Raw genomic sequence first — 23,857 nt, forward strand, 5'->3', positions numbered from 1 at the left:
AACCGCGCCTTGGGTGAAGCAAATGATTGGTATCGTTAGGCGGCTAAGTTAACCCAGCATTAACAAAAAAGCCCTGCTTATACAGGGCTTTTTAGCTGCAAGTTTCTAGCTACAAGCTGCAAGCAAGAGCGGCAGATAGCTCATGACGCAGTGCAGCTTGCCGCTCGAAGCTTGAAACTTGCAGCTGCTTCAATACCGATTGGGCTCCATTTCCAGTTCGACATTAAACCGTTCGGCGATGTCTTTCTGGATACGTTGCGCCAGGTCGAGCAGTTGCAGGCCGGTGGCCGTGCCGTAGTTGACCAGCACCAGCGCCTGCAACTTGTGCACGCCGGCGTCGCCATCGCGAAAACCCTTCCAACCGGCGCGTTCGATCAGCCAGCCAGCGGCCAGTTTCATCTGCCCATCGGCTTGCGGGTAAGCCACCAGATCCGGGTGCTGCGCTTTGATCTGCGTGACGACAGCGGCGGGCACCAGCGGATTCTTGAAGAAGCTGCCGGCATTGCCGAGCACCGCCGGGTCCGGCAGTTTTTCACTGCGGATGCTGCAGATGGCGCGGCTGACATCGCTGGGCGTCGGCTGCTCGATGCCCTGCTCGCTCAGGCGCTGACGGACCGGGCCGTATTCCAGATGCAGGTGCGCGGCGCGATCAAGCTTGAAGCGCACCCGCAGGATCAGCCAACGTCCCGGCTGCTGCTTGAACACACTGTCGCGGTAGCCGAAATTGCACTGCTCCAGGCTGAAATCCCGCAGCTCGCCGCTCTCGCGGTCGAGCGCAGTCAGGCCGGCAAACACGTCCTTGATCTCGACACCATAGGCGCCGATGTTCTGCATCGGCGCGGCGCCGACGGTGCCGGGAATCAGGCTGAGGTTTTCCAGCCCGGCAAAACCCGCGGCCAGCGTGTGCTGCACGAACGGATGCCACGGTTCGCCCGCTTCCGCCTCGACCACCACGCGACTGCCATCGTCGCTGAGCACGCGGATGCCGCGCGTGGCCATGCGCAATACCAACGCCGCAATATCCGCCGTGAGCAGCAAGTTGCTGCCGCCGCCGATCACCAGCAACGGCACGTCATGGGAAGCGGCATAGGCCAGCGCTTCGCGGACATCGTCATCACTGCGGGCTTCGGCAAACAGCTGCGCGCGCACATCGACGCCAAACGTATTGAAGGCCTGCAACGATACTTGCGGTTGGACCTGCAAACTCATAAACGGCCCTTCACTTCGATCAGCAACTGGTCGCAGGCCGCTTCGATCAGATCGAGCACCTGCTCGAAACCCTGATCACCGTCGTAATACGGATCCGGCACTTCATCGACCAACCCGGAATAACGACGCAAAAACAGATCCAGCTCGGCTCTGCCGGTGGACGGCTGCAGGGCCTTGAGATTGCGCAGATTGCTGTTGTCCATGGCGAGAATCAGGTCGTAGCTGGCGAAATCGGCCCGGCTGACCTGCTGCGCGCGTTGCGTCGACAGGTCATAACCGCGCACTTTCGCCGCGGCCTGGCTGCGCTTGTCCGGCGGGTTGCCGACGTGCCAGTCACCGGTGCCGGCGGAGGCCACTTCGACCACATCGGCCAGCCCGGCTTCACGCAACTTGTGACGCAACACACCTTCAGCGGTGGGCGAACGGCAGATGTTGCCCAGGCACACAAACAGAACGCGCATCAGGCCCCCAGCAGGCGACGAACCCGCTCAAGGTCTTCAACGGTGTCGACACCGGTCGGCGGCGCGATCAGCGCGTCGGCAACATGGATACGCACGCCGTGCCACAAGGCACGCAGTTGCTCAAGAGATTCGGTATTTTCCAGCCAGCACGGCCCCCAGCTCACGAAGTCGTGGAGGAACCCGGCGCGATAGGCATAAATACCGATGTGGCGACGATAGGGCACGCCTTCTGGCAGCTGCTCGCGGCTCTTGGCAAATGCATCGCGTGCCCATGGCAAGGTCGCGCGGCTGAAAGTCAGCGCGAGGCCGTTGATGTCGCTGGCGACCTTGACCACGTTGGGGTTGAACAGGGTTTCCACGTCTTCGATCGGCTCAGCCAGCGTGGCCATGCGCGCTTCGGTGTGAGCGGCAAGGTTAGCGGCGACCTGATCGATCACACTCGGCGGAATCAGCGGCTCATCGCCCTGGACGTTGACCACGATCGCATCAGGCGCAAGGCCCAGTTTAGCCGCGACCTCGGCCAGACGATCAGTGCCGGAGTTGTGATCTTCACGGGTCAGCACCACTTCGGCGCCAAAGCTTTTGCATGCCTCGACGATGCGTGCATCGTCAGTTGCAACAACGACGCGGGTCGCGCTGCTTTTGCTCGCCTGTTCCCAGACATGCTGGATCATCGGTTTGCCGGCAATATCCAGCAACGGCTTGCCCGGCAGACGGGTCGAGGCGAACCGCGACGGGATGACAACGGTGAAGGCTGTGGTCATTTATCCAGACGCTCGTCGGTGGTCAGGGTGCGCGCTTCGCTTTCCAGCATCACCGGGATGCCGTCGCGGATCGGATAGGCCAGGCCGGCGCCCTTGCTGATCAATTCGGTCTTGTCGGCGCTGAGCTTGAGCGGGCCTTTGCACACGGGGCAAGCGAGGATGTCGAGCAGTTTGGTGTCCATGAACATTCCCAGAAATAAAAGAGTTAAGGCAGCAGACGATCCGGCAACAGGCGCATCAGCTGGGTGTCGAACCAGCCCACGAAGGCCGGCGACGGCACGGCATCGACCGCCAGATACCACCAGTCGGCAGCAGCAAAGGCACGGCACTTCACCGCGTCCTTTTCGGTCATCACCAACGGCAATGACGGGATGAAATTCAACGCCTGCACGCTGTACTCGGCGTGGTCGGCAAATGCATGGGCGATCGGCCGCCAGTCTAGCGCTTCGAGGGTATTGAAGAAACGTTGCGGGTTGCCGATCCCGGCCACCGCATGCAGCGCTTGCCCGGGCGGGAAATGCTCGAGCGACTGACGCTCGCCGCTGCGCAGATTGACCAGGGCCGTAGGTTGCAGGCGGAAGGCGAAACCATCGTCGCGATCATCAAGGGCACCGTTGAACAGCACGCCATCAACGCTTTGCAGGCGCTCGACCGGCTCACGCAACGGCCCGGCCGGCAGACAGCGCTGATTGCCCAGGCCCCGTGCGGCATCGATCAGCACCAGTTCCAGATCCCGCGCGAGGCGATAATGCTGCATGCCGTCGTCAGACAGAATCAGGTCCAGTGGCTCACTGGCGATCAAGGCTTTGACGGCGGCGCTGCGATCAGGGTCGATCATCAGCGGCACGCCGGTGCGCTGGACAATCAGCAGCGGCTCGTCACCGGCAATCTCGGCACTGTGCTCGGCCTCAACCCGCCACGGCAGTTGCGGCGGTTTGGCGCCATAACCACGACTGACCACGCCGACGCGCAATCCACGGCGCCGGCAATGTTCGATCAGCCAGAGAATCATCGGCGTCTTGCCGGTGCCGCCAACGGTGATATTGCCGACCACGATCAACGGCACCGGCGATTGGTAGATTTCACCTTCGCCGTCGAGAAAGCGCTGACGCTTGTTGATCACCACGCGGCGATACAGCATTTCCAGTGGCCGCAGCAGCGTCAGGGCCGGATGCCCCTGATACCACGCGGCGAGCAGGCGATCGGACAGGCTCATCAGGATTTCGGCGCCGCCTCGACCGTGGTCATGCGCAGATGGCTGAAACCGAGCTTGCCGGCCGCGTCCATAGCGGTGATCACTGATTGATGCTGGGCCTTGCCATCGGCACTGATCGACAATGGCATGTTGGTGTCGCCGTTGGATTCTTTCTGCATGGCTTCCATCAGCGTCGCCAGATCATTCTTCGGCAGAATCTTGTTGTTCACCGAGAACACGCCTTCGGCGCTGATCGCGACGTCCAGCTGTTTGACCTGCTGATCTTCGGCAGGCGAACCGCTGACCGCTTCCGGCAGATCCACGCGCAACTGGGTTTCCCGAGTGAAGGTGGTAGTGACCACGAAAAACAGCAGCAGAATGAACACCACGTCAATCAGCGACGCGAGGTTGATGTCCACGGTTTCCCGGGGCTTGCGACGGAATTTCACGCTTTGCCCTCGGCCAGGTCGACATCACGGTCGCCCTGCACCACTTCCACCAGTTTGATCGCTTCCTGCTCCATGCCGACCACCAGCTCGTCGATACGACGTTGCAGGAAGCGGTGGAAGAACACCGCCGGAATACCGACCATCAGGCCCGCTGCGGTCGTGATCAGCGCTTTGGAAATACCGCCGGCCAATACCGAAGCATTGGTGGTCATGCCGGAGCCGGTGAAGGCACTGAAAATGTCGATCATGCCCAGCACGGTGCCGAGCAGGCCGAGCAGCGGCGCCATGGCGGCGATGGTGCCGAGCGCGTTGATGTAGCGTTCGAGTTCATGAATGACCCGCGCGGCGGCCTCTTCGATGCACTCTTTCATGATCTCGCGACCATGCTTGGAATTGGCCAGGCCTGCGGCGAGGATTTCCCCAGCGGCGAGTTGGCGCGCAGTTCCTTGAGTTTTTCCTTGTTGAGCTGCTTGTCCTTGATCCAGACCCAGACCTGACCCAGCAGATGCTCGGGGGTGACGCGACTGGCGCGCAGTGTCCACAGGCGCTCGGCGACGATCGCCATGGCCGCGATGGAACTCAGAATGATCGGCAACATCATCCAGCCGCCGGATTTGACCAATTCCCACACAGTGACAGTCCCCTCGAAAAAGTGCGCCACTTTACCATACCGATTCGCGATTAAGACCCGCCGCCCCGACGACCGTGAGGTGGCACCCATGCTGGCACCGATCAACGGCCAGCCACCGGCGGATCGCGCCAGAACCGCCGCTGTTGACGCATCGTCCACGGCGGCTTGAAGCTGCCCAGTAGCAGATGAATGGCACCGTGCTCGGCGCTGTCGTAGATGCGCAGGCCTTGCTTGCGGTAGCGCGCAAGCACGGTTGGATGCGGATGACCGAAGGAGTTGCCGTGGCCGCGGGAGATCAGCACCGCTTCGGGCTGCAAGGTTTTGAGCAGGGCCATCGACGATGAACTGCGGCTGCCGTGATGTGGCGATTGCAGCCACTGCGTCGGCACGGCCAGTGGGCTGTCGAGCAGGACGCGCTCGGCATGAGTGTCGATATCGCCAGTGAGCAGCAGGCGTTCGCCGTTGGCCTCGATCTGCAAGACACAGGAGCGCTGGTTGCTGTCATCGGCCGCCGACCACTGCCAGAGCTGAAACTGCACGCCATCCCACTGCCATTGTTCGCCACTGGCGCAGGCTTCGGCGTTCAGCTCCGGCGGCAGGTTTGGCGCATCGCCACTGACGACACGGTGCACATTCAATCCACGCATAACCGCCCTGGCGCCGCCAGCGTGATCGGCGTCGGCATGGCTGAGCAGCATCAGGTCGAGCGCTTGCACATTGAGTTTGCGTAACGCAGGCAACACCACTCGTTCACCGAGATCGAACTCGCCGAAACGCGGGCCGGCGTCATAGAGCAATGCGTGATGGCGGGTGCGAACAAGGATGGCCAGGCCCTGGCCAACATCGAGTTGCCAGACATCGGCTCGGCCTTCCTCCATCCGCTCTCGGGGCGGCAACACCAGAAGCAACAGCAGCGGCCAGCCAAACGGGCGCAACGGCACGCCACGGGGCAACAGCAATAACAACGCGCCAAGGCTGCCCAGGACCAACGCCCACCATGGAATGGCGGCGGGTATCCACGCCGGCCATTGCCCGGCAATCAGCGCCAGCCCGATAAACAGCCAGTCGATCAAACCGCCGGCCAGCCACAGCAGCCCTTCGCCAACATAAGGCACGGGCAGCAATAGCGTGCCGAGCAACGCCGGCGGCAACACCACGAGGCTGACCCACGGTACCGCCAGCAGATTGGCTACAGGCCCGCTGACGCTGATCGGCAAGCTCAGCGCCAGCAACACCGGACACAAGCCGATCGCGATCAGCCACTGCGCGCGGGTCCAGGTCTGCCACCACCGCCAAGCGCCCAGCCGCCCGCCGAAAGTGAAGATCAACACTGCCACCGCCGCGAAGGACAGCCAGAAGCCGGGACGCAAGCTGGCCAGCGGATCAAGCAGCAGCACGCCATTGAATGCCAGCAGCAACGGCCACCATGCGCCGAGATGACGAAAACGCAGGCGCCACAGCAGCACCAGCGCCACCATCACGCAGGCGCGCTGCACCGGCACATCGAAACCGGCGAGCAAGCCGTAACCGAGCGCCGCCGCGAATGCCAGACCACAGCCCCACGGCAACCATGGCCAGCGCAACGGCCAGATTCCGAAACGCGCCAGCCCGGCGACCAGCATATACATCACCGCCGCCAGCAAACCGATGTGCTGGCCGGAGATCACCAGCAAATGCACGGTGCCGGTATCTTGCAGCACCTGCCAATCCTCGCGACTGAGGCCTGAACCGTCGCCGAGCACCAGCGCTGCCAGCGCACCCTCTCGCCCTTGCGCATCCACGGCCAGCAGGCGCTGCCGAACACCGTCGCGCCAGGCATGCCGGGCCTCAGCCAGACGCTGGCCATCCTTGATCGTCCCGGTTGCACCGATGCGCTGTGCCAGCAGCCACGCGTCGTAATCGAAGGCGTCCGGATTGAGCAAGCCACCCGGGCGCTTCAAGTTCACGGCCAGGCGCCAACGCTCACCACTGTTGACCGGCGGCCCGGCATACCAGGCCAGGCGCAGCAGCGATGGAAGTTTCTCGTGCCGTGAGTGCGCATCGGCCAGCTCGAAACGCACCACACCGTCGCCGTGCTGCGGCAAGCCGACCACACGCCCTTCGAGCCAACGGGTTTCGCCGTCCAGACTCGGTGGCAAGCGGTCATTCAGCGCCCACTGCGCGCTAACGCAGGCCCAGGTAAAGCCAAACAGCAAACATGCCAATGGATAGCTGCGAAACGGCAGCAGCATCAGCGCCACCAGTGGCAGCACTACCAGCAAGCCGACCGGCGGCAAGGCCGGCAAAAAACCGGGGCCAGCAGACCGACTGCCAGCGCCATCATCCCTGTGCGCATATGCCCGTCCTTGAGAGTTCCCTCCTTAGGCATAGCGGGTCTGCGGCACCACCGTCGTCAACAATTGTCACAAAGTCTGAATGGGCGGTTCGTAGAATCCAGACATACTTGCCGCCTTAACCGACCGAGAAGCCTTATGCCCCGGCGCTTATTCAAACGTTACATGCCCGACCCGACGAGCATCAGGGAACACAAATCCTTACGCTTTCTCGGCACGTTGCTGCATGACCCGAACCTCTGGCATCTCAACCGCCACTCGGTCGCCCGGGCGATGGCGGTCGGCCTGTTTGCGGCATTCCTGCCGATCCCGGCACAGATGCTGGTGGCGGCGGCATTGGCGGTGATGGTGCGCGGCAATATGCCGATCGCGGTGAGTCTGGTCTGGCTGACCAATCCGATCACCATGCCGGCGGTGTTTTTCTGCACCTACCAGGCCGGGGCGTTCCTGATGGATGTGCCGGCGCGGCATCTGCCGGACGAGCTGACCTGGGAATGGATCAGCGGTGAGCTGTCGACATTGTGGCAGCCGTTTTTATTGGGCTCGGTGGTTGTCGGTCTGGTGCTGGGCGTTCTCGCGTACTTTCTGGTGATGCTGTACTGGCGCTGGTGGGTGGCGCGGCAATGGCGGCGGCGCAAGAAAAGCCGGCAGAAATGAATGCAAAACGGCCTCCGCGATGGGAGGCCGTTTTTTGTTGTGTCTGGGCTGGCCCCTTCGCGAGCAGGCTCGCTCCCACAGAGAACATCATTCCAGTGTGGGAGCGAGCCTGCTCGCGGAAAGCGACGCGGTCGGGATCAGGTACGCATCCCGCGCCCGCTCACCAGCAACCGCGCACAGCCGAGATACAGCACCACGGTCGCCACCAGCATGAAGGTGATGGCGATGCCGATACGGATATCCGAGACACCAAGGATGCCGTAGCGGAAGGCGTTGACCATGTGCAGCACCGGGTTGGCCAGCGACACGGTCTGCCAGAACGGTGGCAGCAAAGTGATCGAGTAGAACACGCCGCCCAGGTAAGTCAGCGGAGTCAGCACAAAGGTCGGAATAATCGAAATATCATCGAAGTTGCGCGCAAACACCGCGTTGATGAAGCCCAGCAGCGAGAAGATTGTCGCGGTCAGCACTACCACCAGGATGGTCACGCCGAGGTGATGCACCTGCAAATCTGTGAAGAACAGCGACAGGATCGTCACGATCAGACCCACCGCCAGACCGCGCAATACGCCACCAATGGTGAAGCCGATCAGGATCGTGTGCGGTGACACCGGCGAGACCATCAACTCTTCGATCGAGCGCTGGAACTTGCTGCCGAAAAAGCTCGAGACCACGTTGCCGTAGGAGTTGGTGATCACCGACATCATGATCAGCCCCGGCACGATGTACTCCATGTAAGTGAAGCCACCCATGTCGCCGATCTGCCGGCCGATCAGGTTGCCGAAGATCACGAAGTACAGAACCATGGTGATCGCCGGCGGCAGTAACGTCTGCGGCCAGATCCGCATGAAGCGTTTGACCTCGCGGTAGACGATGGTTTGCAGGGCGACGAGGTTAGGACCGAACTCGGAACTCATACCGCCACCTTCGACAGATTTTTCTCCACCAGGGACACGAACAACTCCTCGAGGCGATTGGTTTTGTTACGCAGGCTCAGCACTTCGATGTTCTGCTGCGCCAACTGGGTGAACAACGCCGTGATGCCCATGGATTTATCGACCTGGACTTCCAGGGTATGGCCGTCGAGCAAGCGGGCCGGGTAGCCGAGCAATTGCGGCGGCGCGTGCAAGTCGTGTTTCAGGTCGAGCAAAAAGGTTTCCACGTGCAACTGGCCCAGCAACTGTTTCATGCTGGTGTTTTCGACGATGGTGCCGTGGTCGATGATGCCGATATTGCGGCACAGCTGCTCGGCCTCTTCCAGGTAATGCGTGGTCAGGATTATGGTGATGCCTTTCTGGTTCAGCTCGGTGAGAAAGGTCCACATCGAACGGCGCAGCTCGATATCGACGCCCGCAGTCGGCTCATCGAGGATCAGCAGACGCGGTTCGTGCACCAGCGCACGGGCAATCATCAAACGCCGTTTCATGCCCCCGGACAGCGAACGCGAAGGCACATCGCGCTTGTCCCACAGTCCGAGCTGGGTCAGGTACTGCTCGGCGCGTTCCTTGGCGACTTTCGCCGGAATGCCGTAGTAACCGGCCTGGGTCACGACGATGTCGAAGGTCTTTTCGAACTGGTTGAAGTTGAATTCCTGCGGCACCACGCCGATCGAGCGCTTGAGCGCCGCCGGGTTCTTGTCCAGGTCATGGCCGAAAATATTCACGGTACCGCTGGTCTTGTTGACCAGGGTCGAGAGGATGCCAATGGTGGTGGATTTGCCGGCACCGTTAGGGCCGAGCAAGGCGAAAAAGTCACCTTCGGCGACGTCCAGATCGATACCACTCAAGGCCTGGAACCCGTTGCCGTAGGTTTTGGTTAGCTGCCGGATGGACAGAGCGGAACTCATATCGGATTTACGCACCAAGAAGGAAGGAAAGGGATAGATAAGGGCGGGCGGCGAGGGAAACAACCGCGGCGCACGTTCGCAATGGTGCTTGCCGCCGCCGCACAAGTACAGTCAAGTGTGTCGATAGTAATTATCAAGTCAACGCGGTCATGACCGCCTTCTGATAGGCCGCACGCTGCTTCAAACGTTCATACCAGGCTTGCAGATGCGGTTGCGGAGCGCGCTCGATGGGCATTTCGAACCAGGCATAAATGAAGCTGCCCAGCGGGATGTCGCCCATGCCGATATCATTGCCGGAGAGATAAGGCTGGCTGATCAAGGCATGATCGGCCATGTTCAGCAATTCATCGCATTCCTTGATCGCGGCGTTGATCGCCTTCCAGTCCTGCTTCTCGGCAGGCGTGCGCAGCACACCCCAGAACACCGTGCGAAACGGCCCGGCGAAACTGGAAGTGGTCCAGTCCATCCACTTGTCCGCCATGGCGCGGGCTTGCGCATCCGCCGGGTACCAAGCGCTGTCCGGGGCGTGTTTGGCCAGCAGATAGCGAACGATCGCGTTGGATTCCCACAGCACGAAACCGTCATCCTCGATCACCGGCACCCGGCCATTGGGGTTCATCGCGCGGTACTCGGGCGTATCGACCACACCGAACGCGCCGCCGGCATCGATGGCCTCGTACGCCAGGCCCAGCTCTTCGGCAGCCCACAAGGGTTTTCTGACATTCGATGAATTTTTCCGTCCCCAGATCTTCAGCATGACCGCCTCTTTGCAAGTGAGTGGACGGCCAGCATACGCCGGATCAGGTGCGACTCAAATCGCTCTGCATATCGCCCAGCAGCACCGGCAACTGCTCACCGAACAGATGCGGATAGCACTTTTGCAGGTGCTCGAAGAAGAAGGCTTCCGGCACATCGGTGAACTGGCCGTGATCGAGCAGATACTCCATCAGCTGCGCGCCGTCACGGTTGAACGGATGGAAAACGCTGTCATTGATGCCATCGAACTCCAGCGCTGCGACGTTGAACAACTCGCACAGTTGCTGGTTGAACGCTGGCGTCGCCTTGACCCAGCGGCCGTCGAGAAACAGCTCGGTGTAGCCATGCATGGCAAACACATCGCTTTTCAGCAACTCGAGCAGACGCGGCGTCGACAGATGATTGCGTACGTCGGCCAGACCGATGCGCGCCGGGATCCCGCAATGCCGCGCGCAACCGGCGAGCAGGGTGGCTTTCGGCACGCAATAGCTCTCCCCGCTGCCAGTGCGTAACTGCCGCACAGGGTTTGCGGATCACGGCTGAAGGTGTACGGGTTGTAGCGCACCGCCTCGCGCACAGCGTAATAAAGACTGATCGCCTGCTCGCGCGGATCATTACTGGCACTGCGATGCCGCTCGGCGAACTCCACCACCGCCGGGTGGTCACTATCGATGAAGCGGCCGGGGCTCAGATACTCGTGCATGACGGCAATCTCCTGGGTAAGCCACGAGTCTAGCGACAGCTTGAGCACAGAGATAACGACGTTTCGGCCAAACCTGAAAGCAAAGCTGCGCAGCAGCGAACGATTTCCCACACGTGTTGCCCACCGAACCTACGAAAACCATCTGGGGTTTCCCACGATTTCAATCACCATGCTCTGACCACCCTTATTTGCAGATGCCGTCTAAGCTCTGGAGGGTCGTTTTGCCTTGGTTCACGGAGGACTGAATATGCTGTTGTTGTGGATACTGGTTTTGATCGTCGGCGTGGCGTATCTCGCCCATCGACGCATCGCCCCGCTGCCCGCGTTGGGCATCGTTGCGGCCTATCTGGTTGCCATGGGGATTTTCAGTCACGCGCCGGGCTGGCTGCTGTTTGTCTTTTGGGTATTGCTGGCGGTGGTCGCCGCGCCGTTGTTGCTGCCTGACCTGCGCCGCAAGCACTTCACCGCGCCGCTGTTCAACTGGTTCCAGAAAACCCTGCCACCAATGTCGCAGACCGAGCGCGATGCGATCGACGCCGGCACCGTGTGGTGGGACGGCGAGCTGTTCAGCGGCCGTCCGGACTGGGACAAATTGCTGTCCTATCCAAAAGTGCAACTGAGCGAAGAGGAACAGGACTTCATCGACGGCCCGACCGAAGAACTCTGCGCAATGGTCAGCGACTGGCAGATCGGCCAGTCAATGGACCTGCCGCCCGAGGCCTGGACGCACATTAAGGAACACGGCTTTTTCGCCCTGATCATTCCAAAGGAATACGGCGGCAAAGGCTTCTCCGCGTACGCTCACTCCCAAGTAGCAATGAAACTGGCGACACGTAGCGGCGACCTCGCCTCGACCGTGATGGTGCCCAACTCCCTCGGCCCTGCCGAACTATTGCTGCATTACGGCACCGACGAACAACGCAATCACTACCTGCCGCGCCTGGCCCGTGGCGACGATATTCCATGCTTCGCCCTCACCGGCCCGCTGGCCGGTTCCGACGCCGGCGCGATGCCCGACACCGGGATCATCTGCAAAGGCCAGTGGGAGGGTGAAGAAGTGATCGGCCTGCGCCTGAACTGGGAGAAACGCTACATCACCCTCGGCCCGGTCGCGACTCTGCTTGGCCTGGCATTCAAGGCTTACGACCCGGACCACCTGCTCGGAGAAGAGGAAGACCTCGGCATCAGTCTGGCGCTGATCCCCACCGATACCGCAGGTGTGGAAATCGGTCGTCGTCACCTGCCACTGGGCGCCGCGTTCATGAACGGGCCGAACTCCGGCAAGGACGTGTTCATTCCGCTGGACTACCTCATCGGTGGTCAGGAAATGCTCGGCAAGGGCTGGATGATGCTGATGAACTGCCTGTCGGTCGGGCGTTCGATCTCTCTGCCAGCCGTCGGCACCGGCGCCGCCAAGTTCACCAGTCTGGTCACAGGCCAGTACGCGCAAATTCGTGAACAATTCAACGTACCGCTCTCGGCTTTCGAAGGCATTCAGGAAGCCATGGCGCGTATCGGCGGCAACGCGTGGATGATGGACGCCGCACGGATGCTCACCGCCAATGCGGTGGATCTCGGCGAAAAACCATCGGTGCTCTCTGCGATCCTCAAATATCACCTCACCGAACGCGGCCGCGAATGCATCAGCCACGCCATGGATGTGCACGGCGGCAAAGCCATCATCATGGGGCCGAACAACTACCTCGGCCGCAGCTGGAACGGAGCGCCGATCTTCATCACCGTCGAAGGCGCGAACATCCTGTCGCGCAACCTGATGATCTTCGGTCAGGGCGCGATCCGCTGCCATCCATTCGTGCTCAAGGAAATGGCCCTGGCCGGTCGCGAGGACAAGGATCAGGCGCTCAAGGAATTCGACGGTCTGCTGCTCAAGCACATCGGCTTCGCCGTCAGCAATGCCGCCAGCACACTGGTGCTGAACCTCGGCCTGGGTCACTTCGAACATGCGCCGGGCGACAGGATCAGTCAGGGCTACTTCCGCGCGCTGAACCGTCAGGCCGCCGCATTCGCCATGCTCGCCGACTTCAGCATGATGCTCCTGGGCGGCGAACTGAAGCGCCGCGAACGCCTGTCGGCACGCCTCGGCGATGTGCTGAGCAACCTGTATCTGGCCTCTGCCGCGCTCAAGCGGTATCACGACCTGGATTCGCCGGCGTACATGGAGCCGCTGTTCCGCTGGGCCATGGAAGAAAGCCTCGGCCAGTCGGAGCGTGCGCTGGATGAACTGCTGAGCAACTTCCCGAACAAGGTCTTCGGCTGCCTGCTGCGGGTCATCGTCTTCCCGTTCGGGCGCCGTCACAAAGGCCCATCGGACAAACTCGGCGCCGAAGTCGCTGCGGTCATCGGTCGCGCCAAAGGCGATCCGGCACTGGAAGAATTGCTCGCCGGCTGCTACCGCCCGCAATCGGCGGACGATGCCGTGGGTGCGCTGCAACACGCCAGCGACCTGCTCAACGCCGCGCAACCACTGCACAAAAACTGCATACCGCACTGAAGAGCGGCCAAGTCAAACCGGCCGCCGGCGAACACGCCATCGATGCCGCGCTGGAAGCCGGCGTACTGCAAGCCGTCGAAGCGCAAAACCTGCGCGACGCCGAAGCGGCCCGCCGCAAGGTCATCGACGTCGATGATTTCGACAAAGAGGAACTGACCCAGGCAGCGGGCAAAGTCCGCTGATCCCGGTTTATGTGAAAAAACGGCGCGAGGGCTTTATACTCCCGCGCCCGTTTTGCTCTTGAGGACTTATCTCGTGTCCAACGTCGTTGCCGATCATCTCGTGTTGCTCGACCACCTGCGCAGTATCCTGGTCGCCGTAGGTGACGCCGAACAAGTGCCCGAAGAAAGCCATGCCCTGTTCCTCGAGCGCTTCGACGAACTGCTGGCCTCCCTACCAATCGACCCTATCGAAAGCCAATACCTGGGCCAGGACATCCTTACCCAAGTCATCAGCCGCTACCCGCAAATTGCCCACCTGATCCCGCGCGACCTGCTGTGGTTCTTCGCCGGCGACTGCCTGCACTACCTCTCCGACGAAGAAATCGACCTCTACCAGGCCCTCGAAGAACGCCGCTACGAAGCCGAACAGAACGACGAACCGTTCGACTGGAACCAGGAAAAACAACTGCTGGCCATGTCCGCACAGGACAGCAAGCACTGATATTCGACAGGTAATCAAAAGGCCCGCACTGGTAATTCAGTGCGGGCCTTTTTTCAAGATCAAAAGCCCCTCACCCTAGCCCTCTCCCGGAGGGAGAGCGGACTGACCGCGCTGTTTGGATGAGGTACGTCGACCTGAATTACCGAGTCGAAGATTTCGAAAAGCCAAAAAATCGGCTCCCTCTCCCTGGGGAGAGGGCTGGGGTGAGGGAAAATCCACCACAAAACCAGCCAGATACCACCCGCTCCTCACCACTCAACACAATGAGCGCAAGCTCGAGTACCGCTCTTGATCCACAGGCGACGTCGGAAGGCTGAGCGGAGGGATTGATCCGGGCGTGGGAGCGCAGCGACCGTCTGGCGCAGCCAGACACAGCGGAAGGAGGTGCAGCGAAGCAAACCGTAGCCGCTGCGCCCGGATCAGTCCCGAAGCGAAGGTACCCCGAGCCCCAGCGAGCGGGCCGAACGTAGGAGCTAGCGTTTTTTGCTTACTTTTTAGGCGCTTGTAAAAAAGTAAGTCGCCGTAAGGGCGAAACCCTAAGCAGCCGTTACCGCAGAAACGGATATACACCCAAAACCCCAAGAGTCTGGTCGGCCCCAAGGCCGTCAAGCCCCCAAAGAAACCTCAAAGCAACCCCTCACTCTCCGGCAGCTCATACGCCACAGCCGCATTGCTCTCATCGGCCGACTTCCCGGGCTTGCCCAACGTCGGCTCCTTCTGCAAACACTCCACCAGATAATCAATAAACACCCGCAACTTCGGCGGCAGATACCGCGTCGGCGAATGCAGCAACCACAACCCACCATGATAGGAAGCCAGAAACGTCCAGTCCGGCAGCACCTGCACAATCAGCTTCTGCTCCAACGCATAACGCGCCGTGAAATACGGCAGACTGCCAATCCCGATGTGCTGCAACACCGCCCCCAACCGCACGCCCGTGTGATTGGCGGCATAACGCCCACGCACACCGACCGTGACCGCCTTACTGCCCTTCTTGAATTTCCAGCGCGCATCGCTCGGCGTTTCGCCCAGATAAATACAACTGTGATTGAGCAAATCGTGAGGATGCGTCGGCGTGCCATGTTCGGCCAGGTATTGCGGCGTGGCGCAAAGCAAATGATCGATGGTCAGCAACTGCCGCCCGACCAGACCGGCCGGTGGACGATCAGTGATGCGAATCGCCAGATCGACATGATCATCGATCAAGTCGACCTGCCGATCTTCCAGCAACAACTCGACGTCGACCTTGGGATAGCGGCGCAGAAACTCCGGCATGTGCGGATGAATCACAAAGCGCCCCACCGCTTTCGGCACGCTGACCCGTACCAGACCTTCGGCTTCGTGGGTGAACTGGCCGCTGATTTCCATCACCGATCTGGCCGCGCTGACCATTTCCTGGCAACGCTTGAACACCTCCTCACCGCCATCGCTCAAGCGCAGTTTGCGCGTGGTGCGTTGCAGCAAGCGCGTGGCCAACGCCTTTTCCAATCGGGAAATACTGCGACTGACCGCCGAGGGTGAGGAACCCATCTGCCGCGCCGCTTCAGAGAAGCTGCCGGTCTCGACAACCTTGACGAAAATCGCCATTTCACCCAGCAGCGGCAGCGGAAGATTGATGCTCACGACGCACAAGTCCTTTGATGTTCGAACGGATTATCACGTTATTGCACGATTCATATAATAAAAACAGAACTTCGATCAGGGCATGGAATATGACGCTTCGCCTGTTTTTTCACATTGACGACCTCAAGGCGAATGTCGAAGTCCTCGACTGCACACCCCACGAGAACGAATTCGCCGTAGTGCTGCGCGCTACCCTGTTTCACCCCAGGGCGGCGGTCAGCCTTGCGACACCGGCTGGATCGGTGAAAGCCGGGTGTCGCGCGTGGTGCAGGAAGCGGAGCGCATTGTGCATTTCGTCGACCGCCCGCTGCCGCTGGGCATGACTGCTATCCGCATCGATGAAGAGCGCCGCCGCTTCAACACACGCATGCACTCGGCCGGGCACCTGATCGGTCATTTCATTCAGGCCATGGGCTGGATGCCGATCAAGGCGCACCACTGGCCGGACGAAGGCCGGGTGCAATTCAAACCGGGCGATGGCGCAGAAGAAGTCGATGCGCCAACCGTGCAAACCGGTATCGAGCAGTGGATCGAACACGATCTGCCGCGCCTGACCTCGCTGCGCGAGGGCGCGCGGGAAATCAGTTTTGGTGAACTGCCAGCCTATGGCTGCGGTGGCACCCACGTACGCAGCCTGAAGGATCTGGGCACAGTCACGATCGCGTCGCTTTCGCAGAAGAAAGGCACGCTGTCCGTCCACTACAGCGTGGATTGAGCATTTCGGACGTTGCCGTCGCGCAACGTCCGACGCCGGGGAACCGCACTCGCCGGTTCCGTTGACTATCGATAGATGGACCTAAAACAAATGATGCTAGACGTCGAGCGTCTCGATGAGACGTGCATAAAAAAACTGGCCAACGAAGAAGTCCTCGCCATCCGCGTCAAACGCTTTCTCCCCGAGCCGCTGGCGATCGAAATTGGCGACAAGATCCTCGCCCCGGGCTTTGAGGGCTACATCAACGCACCGAGCATCGGCCGCATCGGCATGGCCTTCTACGAGGCGGAAAACCAGCCGCTGCTGATCGAGGATTACTTCGAACGCGCCACCCGCAACATCGCCGAACTGCGCCAGCGCTGCGCGCCCTACTCCTCGCCGATCGACACCCTGCGCTGCATGCTCGACGAATCCTGGCCCGCCGGCGCACATCTGGAAAACCTCTACGGGCGCAAGATGTATGTCGGCTTGTCGCGAGTGGTCAAACCCGGCGTGTGCTTTCTTGCTCATCACGACATCTTCGCCAAAGACGCCCCGGACAGTTTTCAGGCGCGCAGTCTCGAGGCGCAATTTGCCTGCAACGTCTACCTGAACATGCCCGCCGAGGGTGGCGCCTTGCAGATGTGGAATGACCACATCACCCCCGATCAATTCGACGAAATGCGCGGCGACAGTTATGGCATCGAGCCGTCGCTGCTGGGGCCACCCGCGCTGGAAGTGCGACCGCAGCCCGGCGATTTCATCATGTTCAATTCACGGCGCATGCACTCGGTAACTCCGGGCGTCACGGATCCGCGTTTGAGCCTGTCGTTCTTTGTCGGCTATCGCGGCAATGCTTCCCCTCTGACTTTCTGGAGCTGACATGCTTTCCAATTACCTGGGCGAGTTTCTCGCATTGGCCACCATCCATTTTCTCGCCGTGGTTGCACCCGGTCCGGACTTCGCTGTGACCATCCGCCAAAGCGTGCGCTTCGGTCGGCTCGTCGGTATCTGCACTGCGCTGGGCATCGGCGCGGGAATTTCCGTGCACGTGCTGTATACCCTGCTCGGCGTCGGCGCTTTGATGCACACCACACCGTGGCTGCTGACCGTGGCCAAAGTGGTGGGCGGGGCGTACATCCTCTATCTGGGCGTCAGCCTGATTCGCAGCAAACCGAAGAGCAGCGTCGAAGGCGAGAAAACCGCCGATGAGCCACTGGTTGAACAGTCACTGTTCAAGGCATTCAGCACCGGTTTTCTCACCAATGCGACCAATCCCAAGGCCACGCTGTTTTTCCTGGCAATTTTCACCACGATCATCAGCGCCAGCACGCCGCTGCAGATTCAGGCGCTCTATGGACTGTGGATGTGCTTCGTCAACGCGTTGTGGTTCGTCATCGTCGCGCTGTTTTTCTCCAGCAACAAAGTGCGCCTGCTGTTCATGCGCCTCGGACACTGGTTCGAGCGCAGCATGGGCGTCATCCTGATTCTGTTTGCCGGACGCCTGATGCTGTCGATGTAGGCCCCATAAAAAGTCCCGGCGCAGCTGCCGGGACAGTTTCATTTGTGCGTCTCTTTTGCATTTCTGTGCGACAGATCAAGTTTGAGACTCCCTCTCCCAGCGCTCGCAGTGTTAGGTTTACAAAATGTTTCCGTCGCAAGCGTCAGAAATAATTTCCCAATCCTTTGCAAAGGAATGCCTGCTCCATGGTCTTTTCCCTGAAAAAACTGGCCGCTGCCACGCTCGTCATGGCCAGCCTCACCGCGTTTACCAGCGCCGCACAAGCAAACATCACTGCCGAGCAAAGCGCAGCGATCCTGAAATCCTTCGACGGCAAGAGCTTGACGGATTTCCGCAGCTTCCTTGGCAGCCTGGCGAAAAGCGACCTGGCCAAGACGGATAAACTCACCCCGTCCATCAGCGCCTTCCTCGACAACAAGACCCTGAACGCCGAACAGCAGAATGAAATTCACCGTCTGCTGGGCATTTATACCCGCGTGAAATATGGCAAGGCCGCGCTGGAAACCCTGCGCCAACTCGTCGAGATCCCGACCTTCCGCAAGGACGGCGTGGAGCAACACGACAACCCGGAATTCATCAAGATCGCCGGCGAGATCCAAAAGCTCGCTGAATCCTTCGGGTTGAAATTCCGCAACATCGATAACCGTGTCTACGAAATTTCTCTGGACGGTAAAGGCGACGAGGTCGTCGGCATTCATGCCCACGCCGATGTGGTGCCAGTGACTCCGGAAAATTGGGTGCTGAAGGACGGCACCAAACTCGACCCGTTCAAAGTCACGCTGATTGGCGATCGCATGTACGGTCGCGGCACCGAGGATGACAAAGAACGCTATCGTCGTCGCGCTGTACGCCATGAAAGTGATCAAGGACGAGAAGCTGCCTCTGGCGCGCAACTTCAAACTGCTGGTCGACACCACCGAAGAAACCAGCGGCGACGCTATTCCTTATTACTTCGAGCGCAACCCGACGCCAACCTACAACATGGCGCTGGACGGCGGTTATCCCGTGGTAATCGCCGAAAAAGGTTACGGCACTGTCATGGCTAACTTTGCCAAACGCAAAGGTGAAGGCAACGGTGCGGAAATCGTTTCGATGACTGGCGGCAAAGCGACCAACCAGATCCCATCGGCTTCGGTGGTCACGCTGGTAACCGACAAGCCAGCCGAGCTCGCCGCCAGTCTGCAAAAGGCCGGCGACGCTTATGCCAAGGCCAACGGCGGCGATTTCGAAGTCGCGGCAAAGGTTGATGGCGAAGACGTCAAACTGACCGTGACGGGAGTTTCTGCGCACTCCTCCGAACCAGAGTCCGGCGTCAACCCGGTCGCGCGGATGCTGAGCTTCATCAACAGCCTGGACGGCAAAGTCGCGCTCAAGCACAACCAGTTCACCGACGCCGCACGTTATGCCGATGAAAACTGGGGCCTGGATTATCTGGGCAAAAAACTTGGCGTGGGCTTCTCCGACTCGTTCATGGGTCCGCTGACCACCTCGCTGACCTACGTCGGCGAAGATGACAAAGCCTTCAAGCTGGCGGTGAACCTGCGCGTACCGAAGGGCAAATCTCCGGAAAAGCTCAAGACTGAGATCGCTGAGAAACTGGATGCCTGGAGCAAGAAGACTCACGTTGCCGTGGCGTTCGATTACTCGGTGGCAGAGACCGATGTATCGCAACCCCGAGGGTGAGTGGGTCAAGGCGCTGCTTGCCGTGGCCAGCGAAAACCTCGGCATGAAGTCGGAATTCGGTACTTCCGCTGGTGCGACGTCGGTTCACGAATTGCCGAACGGCGTGCAATTCGGCCTGGCGCGACCTGAAGCCAAATACACCGGCCACACCGATGGCGAGTTCAAGACCGTCGAGCAGTTCCTGCTGGATCTGCAGATCGTCACGGAAATGATGGGCCGTGTCGGGCAATTGCCGAAGCTGTAAAGCTCTGCCTGAGCCCGATCATTGATAACCGGGCTCAAAATAAAAAAGGACCTGTGAAAAGGTCCTTTTTTATTGCCGCCGCAAAACGCGCACAAACAAAAACGCCGATCATCACTGATCGGCGTTTTTGTGAAATTGGAGCGGGAAACGAGACTCGAACTCGCGACCCCGACCTTGGCAAGGTCGTGCTCTACCAACTGAGCTATTCCCGCAAATGGCGTCCCCTAGGGGACTCGAACCCCTGTTACCGCCGTGAAAGGGCGGTGTCCTAGGCCACTAGACGAAGGGGACACGCTACCCGGAACACATGGTGTGTGTTTCGGTGTCCAGATCCGCATCCGAAGACTTGGTTCTGGTTTCACTCAGCACCGCCCGAAAGCGCTGCTGTTTAAAATTGGAGCGGGAAACGAGACTCGAACTCGCGACCCCGACCTTGGCAAGGTCGTGCTCTACCAACTGAGCTATTCCCGCATTGGCGTCCCCTAGGGGACTCGAACCCCTGTTACCGCCGTGAAAGGGCGGTGTCCTAGACCACTAGACGAAGGGGACACACTACAACATTCACTCCCTGCCGCGTTTCGCTGTGTGCTTTACGCTGCAAGTGGCGCGCATTCTATGGATGGATTGAGGGGTCGTCAACCCCCTGATATAAATTTATTTAAATCAATGACTTCGACCTGGATTACGGGCCGCGTAGGGCTTTTCCGTCGTTCGAAACCTGACGCCTATATTCCGCCACTCGCCAAGACGTTATAGTCACCGCACAGTGATGGCAATCTGCACATCCAGCGCCAGCATTCATCTATACAGCCGGCGGCCGATACAGATTGCAGCAGCCGATCAAACCCGTCGAGCGGCGCTAGGCGCCTAAATGCCCAGCCACTACACTCGCATGCGAACCCTATAAAGAGGTCTTACCGGTGACACCACTCATGATCACCCTGCTAGTCGTAGCCGGGATCGCAATTCTGATCGCCATTGGCTACATGAACCATGTGGTGGAAAACAACAAACTGGAGAAGGCCCGCACCAAAGTCGAACTCAACGACCGCCTGCGCCGCTGCGGCGAACTGACCGAAACCTTCCCTGGCCAGTTCATGACCCCAGCGCTCAAGCTGCTGCTGACCCGCCTGGAACTCAACGTCTGCCAGCGCCTGCTCAATCTGGAAAAGACCAGCGCAACCACCAAGGCCCGCATCACCGAACTCAGCGCACTTGTAGCCCAGGGCGAATCGATCCCGGTGAACAACCCGCCCGCGCCGATCCTGACCGAAGCCAAAGCCAAAGACGTGCGCTTCCTCCTCGAAGCCCTGCACGGCCAGATCACCCGCGCCGCCCACGACGGTTTCCTGCCACCGAACGAAGCCAAACAATGGATTCGCGAGGTGCGCCACATCCTCGTGCTGCTGCACATCGAATTCTTCAACAACCTCGGCCAACAGTCCCTGCAACAAAACCAACCCGGCCAGGCCCGCCTCGCCTTCGAACGCGGCGTGCAATATCTGCGCAAGCAGCAGGACCCGCAGATGTATGCCGAGCAACTGCAATACCTGGAAAAACTCCTCGCCCGAGCCAACGCCCAGGTCATGGACAAGATTGCCCCGGTGGAAGGTGAAGAAAACCAACTGACCGCCGGTTTGAAGGATGTCGAAGCCGATGCGGACTGGAAGAAGAAAGTGATTTACGACTGAGTCGGCGATGCTGGTAAAGAAGCCACCTTCATGGGTGGCTTTTTTGTGGGTGACTTGAAAGAGGATGTGAATTGAAGACCGCTTTCGCGAGCAGGCTCGCTCCCACATCGGGAAGCAGTGTTCTCAGGTAAAAATCGGTCGGCTGGCAGGCCGCCTTCGCTGGCAAGCCAGCTCCCACAGAACAGCAAAAGCAAAACCGGGCCATACCCACGCGTCGAAGCCGAGAACCTGGTCGGCCCAAAGGCCGCCAAGGCTCAAAGCCGAAAATGCCCAACCATCGAGCGCAACTCGCCGCCCAACTGCGCCAGCTCAACGCTCGAAGCCGCATTCCCGCGCATCGCCACGGAAGAGTGATCCGCGCTCGCACGAATCTGCGTAACACTGCGGTTGATCTCCTCCGCCACCGAACTCTGCTCCTCCGCCGCCGCCGCGATCTGCTGATTCATCTGCTGAATCAACGACACCGCCGCGGCAATACTCCCCAGCGCACTCTCGGTCTGCAACGCATCGCTGACCGCCAGCTTCACCAGCTCGCCACTGCTGCGAATCTGCTGCACCGAAGACTGCGCCGCCGCGCGCAGGGCACTGACCAAGCGCTCGATCTCCTCGGTCGACTGCTGCGTGCGCCGCGCCAGCGCACGCACCTCATCGGCCACCACCGCAAACCCCCTGCCCTGCTCCCCGGCCCGCGCCGCTTCGATCGCTGCGTTCAGCGCCAACAGATTGGTCTGCTCGGCCACGCTCTTGATCACCTCCAGCACCGTGCCGATATTCTGAATCTCGGCGCTGAGGCTCTCGATGCTGGAACTGGCAGACGTCGCCGAATCCGCCAACTGCTCGATCCGCGCCATGCTTTGGCGCACCACCTGCTGGCCGCTCTCGACTTTGTCATCCGCCGTCTGCGCCGCCAGCGCCGCTTCTTCGGCATTGCGCGCGACGTCATGTACCGTGGCGGTCATCTGGTTCATGGCCGTGGCGACCTGCTCGGTTTCCTCCTTCTGGCTGTTGACCTCCAGATTGGTCTGCTCGGTCACCGCAGACAGCGATTGTGCGGAGCCGGCCAGTCGCTCGATACCGGCCTGCAAGCCACTGACAATCGTGCCGAGACCGGCGGCCATCTGCTGCATCGCCAACATCAGCTGCCCCATTTCATCGCGCCGCGTCACCTCGACCTTCGCCGTCAGATCACCCGCAGCAATCTGCTGCGCCACGCGAATCACACTGCGCAGCGGCGCAACGATCAGGCGCGTGATTACCCACGCAGCTAGCAATCCGACCAACAAGGCCAGCGCCGAAGAGCCAATGATCAACACCGTGTTCTTTTTCAGCTCCGCCTGCATCGCAGCATCTTCGGCGACATAGGCCTGATTGACCCGGTCCACCACTTGCGCCGCGCGCTGATGCAGTTGGTCATAAACCGTTTTTCTTGCGCCAGCAAACCGGTGTATTCAGCCAGTTTCTCGTTGAATCCAGCGATATGTCCCGAGACTTCATTGAGCACGGTCAGATAGCCCTCGTCCTTGACCGTGGTTTTCAGCGCCTCGGCCTGCTCCTGTGCTTGCGCCGCCTGCTCGATGTTGCCTTGACCGGCATTGTCGGCATCGCCCTTGCGGCTCTGATCCAGACGCACGCGCGCTTCGTTCATCGCCTGCAACATCAGTCGCGAGACCTGACTGACCTGATTGGCCTGTTCGATGAACTGGGCGCCGTCCTTGCCCTCGGTGTCTTTCAATGTGTAGGCGCCATCATCGGCGAGCCCGCTCTGCAACACATCGAGGTTATTGGCCACGCTGGACACCGACCAACTGGCCATTTCCAACGCAAGATCCTTGGCCTGACTCAGCGAGACAAACTCATCGAATGCCTTGCGATACGCGCCCAGCGCTTGCTCGACATCGTTCATCACCGGCACATTGGCCGGCGTTCGCGCCCTGAGCTCACCGGCGAGGACAACCAACCCATCGACGCCTTCACGCAAGGCATCGGCAGTTTTCCGATTGCTACGCAGCGCGTACTCCTGCTCGAGCAGGCGCACATTCAGCAACCCGCTGTTGAGCGCGGACATCTGCTTCAATCCGTCGAAACGCAGACTGATCGTTTGCAGGGACCAGACGCCAATCGCCGCGACCAGTGCAGTCAACAGCAAAACCAGCACAAATCCGATACCCAGTTTTTTCGCCATACCGAGGTTGGCAAAACGTCCTTGCACGGCCGAAATCAT

The 23,857-nt window shown here is 60.3% G+C and carries 15 protein-coding genes, 4 tRNA genes and 7 pseudogenes; 8 read left to right on the plus strand and 18 right to left on the minus strand.

The genetic code is table 11. The annotated features are described in order from the left end of the window. Positions 1-189 precede the first annotated feature (189 nt). From murB to LJU32_24430, 8 genes and pseudogenes are all read right to left on the minus strand, one after another. A complete protein-coding gene (gene murB / locus LJU32_24395; protein ID WKV88509.1) occupies positions 190-1,209 on the minus strand; it encodes a UDP-N-acetylmuramate dehydrogenase in 1,020 nt (339 codons plus the stop codon). Further along, positions 1,206-1,670: a low molecular weight phosphotyrosine protein phosphatase gene (locus tag LJU32_24400; protein WKV88510.1), complete on the minus strand. Its 465-nt coding sequence runs from the start codon at positions 1,668-1,670 to the stop codon at positions 1,206-1,208. The genes murB and LJU32_24400 overlap by 4 nt, the downstream gene beginning before the upstream one ends. After that, positions 1,670-2,434, minus strand: coding sequence for a 3-deoxy-manno-octulosonate cytidylyltransferase (gene kdsB / locus LJU32_24405; protein WKV88511.1), 765 nt, complete (start codon positions 2,432-2,434; stop codon positions 1,670-1,672). Before kdsB ends, LJU32_24400 begins: the two co-directional genes overlap by 1 nt. Further along, positions 2,431-2,616, minus strand: a complete 186-nt coding sequence (locus tag LJU32_24410; protein ID WKV88512.1) for a Trm112 family protein — start codon at positions 2,614-2,616, stop codon at positions 2,431-2,433. Before LJU32_24410 ends, kdsB begins: the two co-directional genes overlap by 4 nt. A gap of 23 nt (positions 2,617-2,639) precedes the next feature. Continuing rightward, complete coding sequence (gene lpxK / locus LJU32_24415; protein WKV88513.1) at positions 2,640-3,650, minus strand: tetraacyldisaccharide 4'-kinase; 1,011 nt, start codon at positions 3,648-3,650, stop codon at positions 2,640-2,642. Next, on the minus strand, positions 3,650-4,078 hold the full coding sequence (locus LJU32_24420) for a biopolymer transporter ExbD (GenBank protein ID WKV88514.1): 429 nt from the start codon (positions 4,076-4,078) through the stop codon (positions 3,650-3,652). The genes lpxK and LJU32_24420 overlap by 1 nt, the downstream gene beginning before the upstream one ends. Beyond that, positions 4,075-4,709, minus strand: a pseudogene (locus tag LJU32_24425) (MotA/TolQ/ExbB proton channel family protein). Before LJU32_24425 ends, LJU32_24420 begins: the two are co-directional and overlap by 4 nt. 101 nt (positions 4,710-4,810) lie before the next feature. Further along, a pseudogene (locus LJU32_24430) lies at positions 4,811-7,044 on the minus strand (DNA internalization-related competence protein ComEC/Rec2). A gap of 136 nt (positions 7,045-7,180) precedes the next feature. Here LJU32_24430 and LJU32_24435 point away from each other — a divergent pair. Further along, on the plus strand, positions 7,181-7,699 hold the full coding sequence (locus LJU32_24435) for a DUF2062 domain-containing protein (GenBank protein WKV88515.1): 519 nt from the start codon (positions 7,181-7,183) through the stop codon (positions 7,697-7,699). A 137-nt stretch (positions 7,700-7,836) separates the two neighbouring features. Here LJU32_24435 and LJU32_24440 read toward each other — a convergent pair whose 3' ends face one another. From LJU32_24440 to LJU32_24455, 4 genes and pseudogenes are all read right to left on the minus strand, one after another. After that, complete coding sequence (locus tag LJU32_24440) at positions 7,837-8,616, minus strand: ABC transporter permease (protein ID WKV88516.1); 780 nt, start codon at positions 8,614-8,616, stop codon at positions 7,837-7,839. After that, positions 8,613-9,545 carry an ABC transporter ATP-binding protein gene (locus LJU32_24445; protein ID WKV88517.1) on the minus strand — a complete coding sequence of 311 codons (933 nt, stop codon included), beginning with the start codon at positions 9,543-9,545 and terminating at the stop codon, positions 8,613-8,615. Before LJU32_24445 ends, LJU32_24440 begins: the two co-directional genes overlap by 4 nt. 133 nt (positions 9,546-9,678) lie before the next feature. Beyond that, the gene (locus tag LJU32_24450) at positions 9,679-10,302 is read right to left on the minus strand and encodes a glutathione S-transferase (GenBank protein ID WKV88518.1); all 624 of its coding nucleotides are present in this window, start codon (positions 10,300-10,302) and stop codon (positions 9,679-9,681) included. 43 nt (positions 10,303-10,345) lie between these two features. Further along, positions 10,346-11,004 (minus strand): annotated as a pseudogene (locus LJU32_24455) (transglutaminase family protein). Positions 11,005-11,251: 247 nt separating this feature from the next. Here LJU32_24455 and LJU32_24460 point away from each other — a divergent pair. Both LJU32_24460 and LJU32_24465 read left to right on the plus strand, forming a co-directional pair. Next, positions 11,252-13,698: pseudogene (locus LJU32_24460) on the plus strand (acyl-CoA dehydrogenase). A gap of 73 nt (positions 13,699-13,771) precedes the next feature. Continuing rightward, on the plus strand, positions 13,772-14,179 hold the full coding sequence (locus LJU32_24465; GenBank protein ID WKV88519.1) for a dehydrogenase: 408 nt from the start codon (positions 13,772-13,774) through the stop codon (positions 14,177-14,179). A 624-nt stretch (positions 14,180-14,803) separates the two neighbouring features. On the opposite strand, the gene LJU32_24470 is transcribed toward LJU32_24465, so the two are convergent. Then, entirely contained in the window at positions 14,804-15,802 is a 999-nt protein-coding gene (locus LJU32_24470) for a LysR family transcriptional regulator (GenBank protein ID WKV88520.1), read from the minus strand. A gap of 89 nt (positions 15,803-15,891) precedes the next feature. On the opposite strand from LJU32_24470, the pseudogene LJU32_24475 reads away from it, so the two are divergent. The 4 genes and pseudogenes from LJU32_24475 (at position 15,892) to LJU32_24490 (ending at position 19,945) form a co-directional block, all read left to right on the plus strand. After that, positions 15,892-16,517, plus strand: a pseudogene (locus tag LJU32_24475) (alanyl-tRNA editing protein). A gap of 90 nt (positions 16,518-16,607) precedes the next feature. After that, on the plus strand, positions 16,608-17,378 hold the full coding sequence (locus tag LJU32_24480) for a 2OG-Fe(II) oxygenase (protein WKV88521.1): 771 nt from the start codon (positions 16,608-16,610) through the stop codon (positions 17,376-17,378). A gap of 1 nt (position 17,379) precedes the next feature. Continuing rightward, the gene (locus LJU32_24485; protein WKV88522.1) at positions 17,380-18,018 is read left to right on the plus strand and encodes a LysE family translocator; all 639 of its coding nucleotides are present in this window, start codon (positions 17,380-17,382) and stop codon (positions 18,016-18,018) included. Positions 18,019-18,203: 185 nt separating this feature from the next. Then, positions 18,204-19,945 (plus strand): annotated as a pseudogene (locus tag LJU32_24490) (dipeptidase). A gap of 136 nt (positions 19,946-20,081) precedes the next feature. Here the strand turns inward: LJU32_24490 and LJU32_24495 are convergent. The 4 genes from LJU32_24495 to LJU32_24510 form a co-directional block, all read right to left on the minus strand. After that, positions 20,082-20,157 (minus strand) — tRNA-Gly (locus LJU32_24495). Between the two features lie 3 nt (positions 20,158-20,160). Beyond that, a tRNA-Glu gene (locus tag LJU32_24500) sits at positions 20,161-20,236 on the minus strand. 104 nt (positions 20,237-20,340) lie between these two features. Further along, a tRNA-Gly gene (locus LJU32_24505) sits at positions 20,341-20,416 on the minus strand. A gap of 2 nt (positions 20,417-20,418) precedes the next feature. After that, positions 20,419-20,494: transfer RNA gene (locus LJU32_24510), tRNA-Glu, on the minus strand. A 383-nt stretch (positions 20,495-20,877) separates the two neighbouring features. Here LJU32_24510 and LJU32_24515 point away from each other — a divergent pair. Then, positions 20,878-21,636, plus strand: a complete 759-nt coding sequence (locus tag LJU32_24515; GenBank protein WKV88523.1) for a hypothetical protein — start codon at positions 20,878-20,880, stop codon at positions 21,634-21,636. A gap of 254 nt (positions 21,637-21,890) precedes the next feature. On the opposite strand, the pseudogene LJU32_24520 reads toward LJU32_24515, so the two are convergent. Continuing rightward, a pseudogene (locus tag LJU32_24520) lies at positions 21,891-23,857 on the minus strand (methyl-accepting chemotaxis protein).

The sequence above is a fragment of the Pseudomonas sp. B21_DOA genome (assembly GCA_030544685.1).
In the GTDB taxonomy this organism is placed as follows: Bacteria; Pseudomonadota; Gammaproteobacteria; order Pseudomonadales; family Pseudomonadaceae; genus Aquipseudomonas; species Aquipseudomonas fluorescens_AO.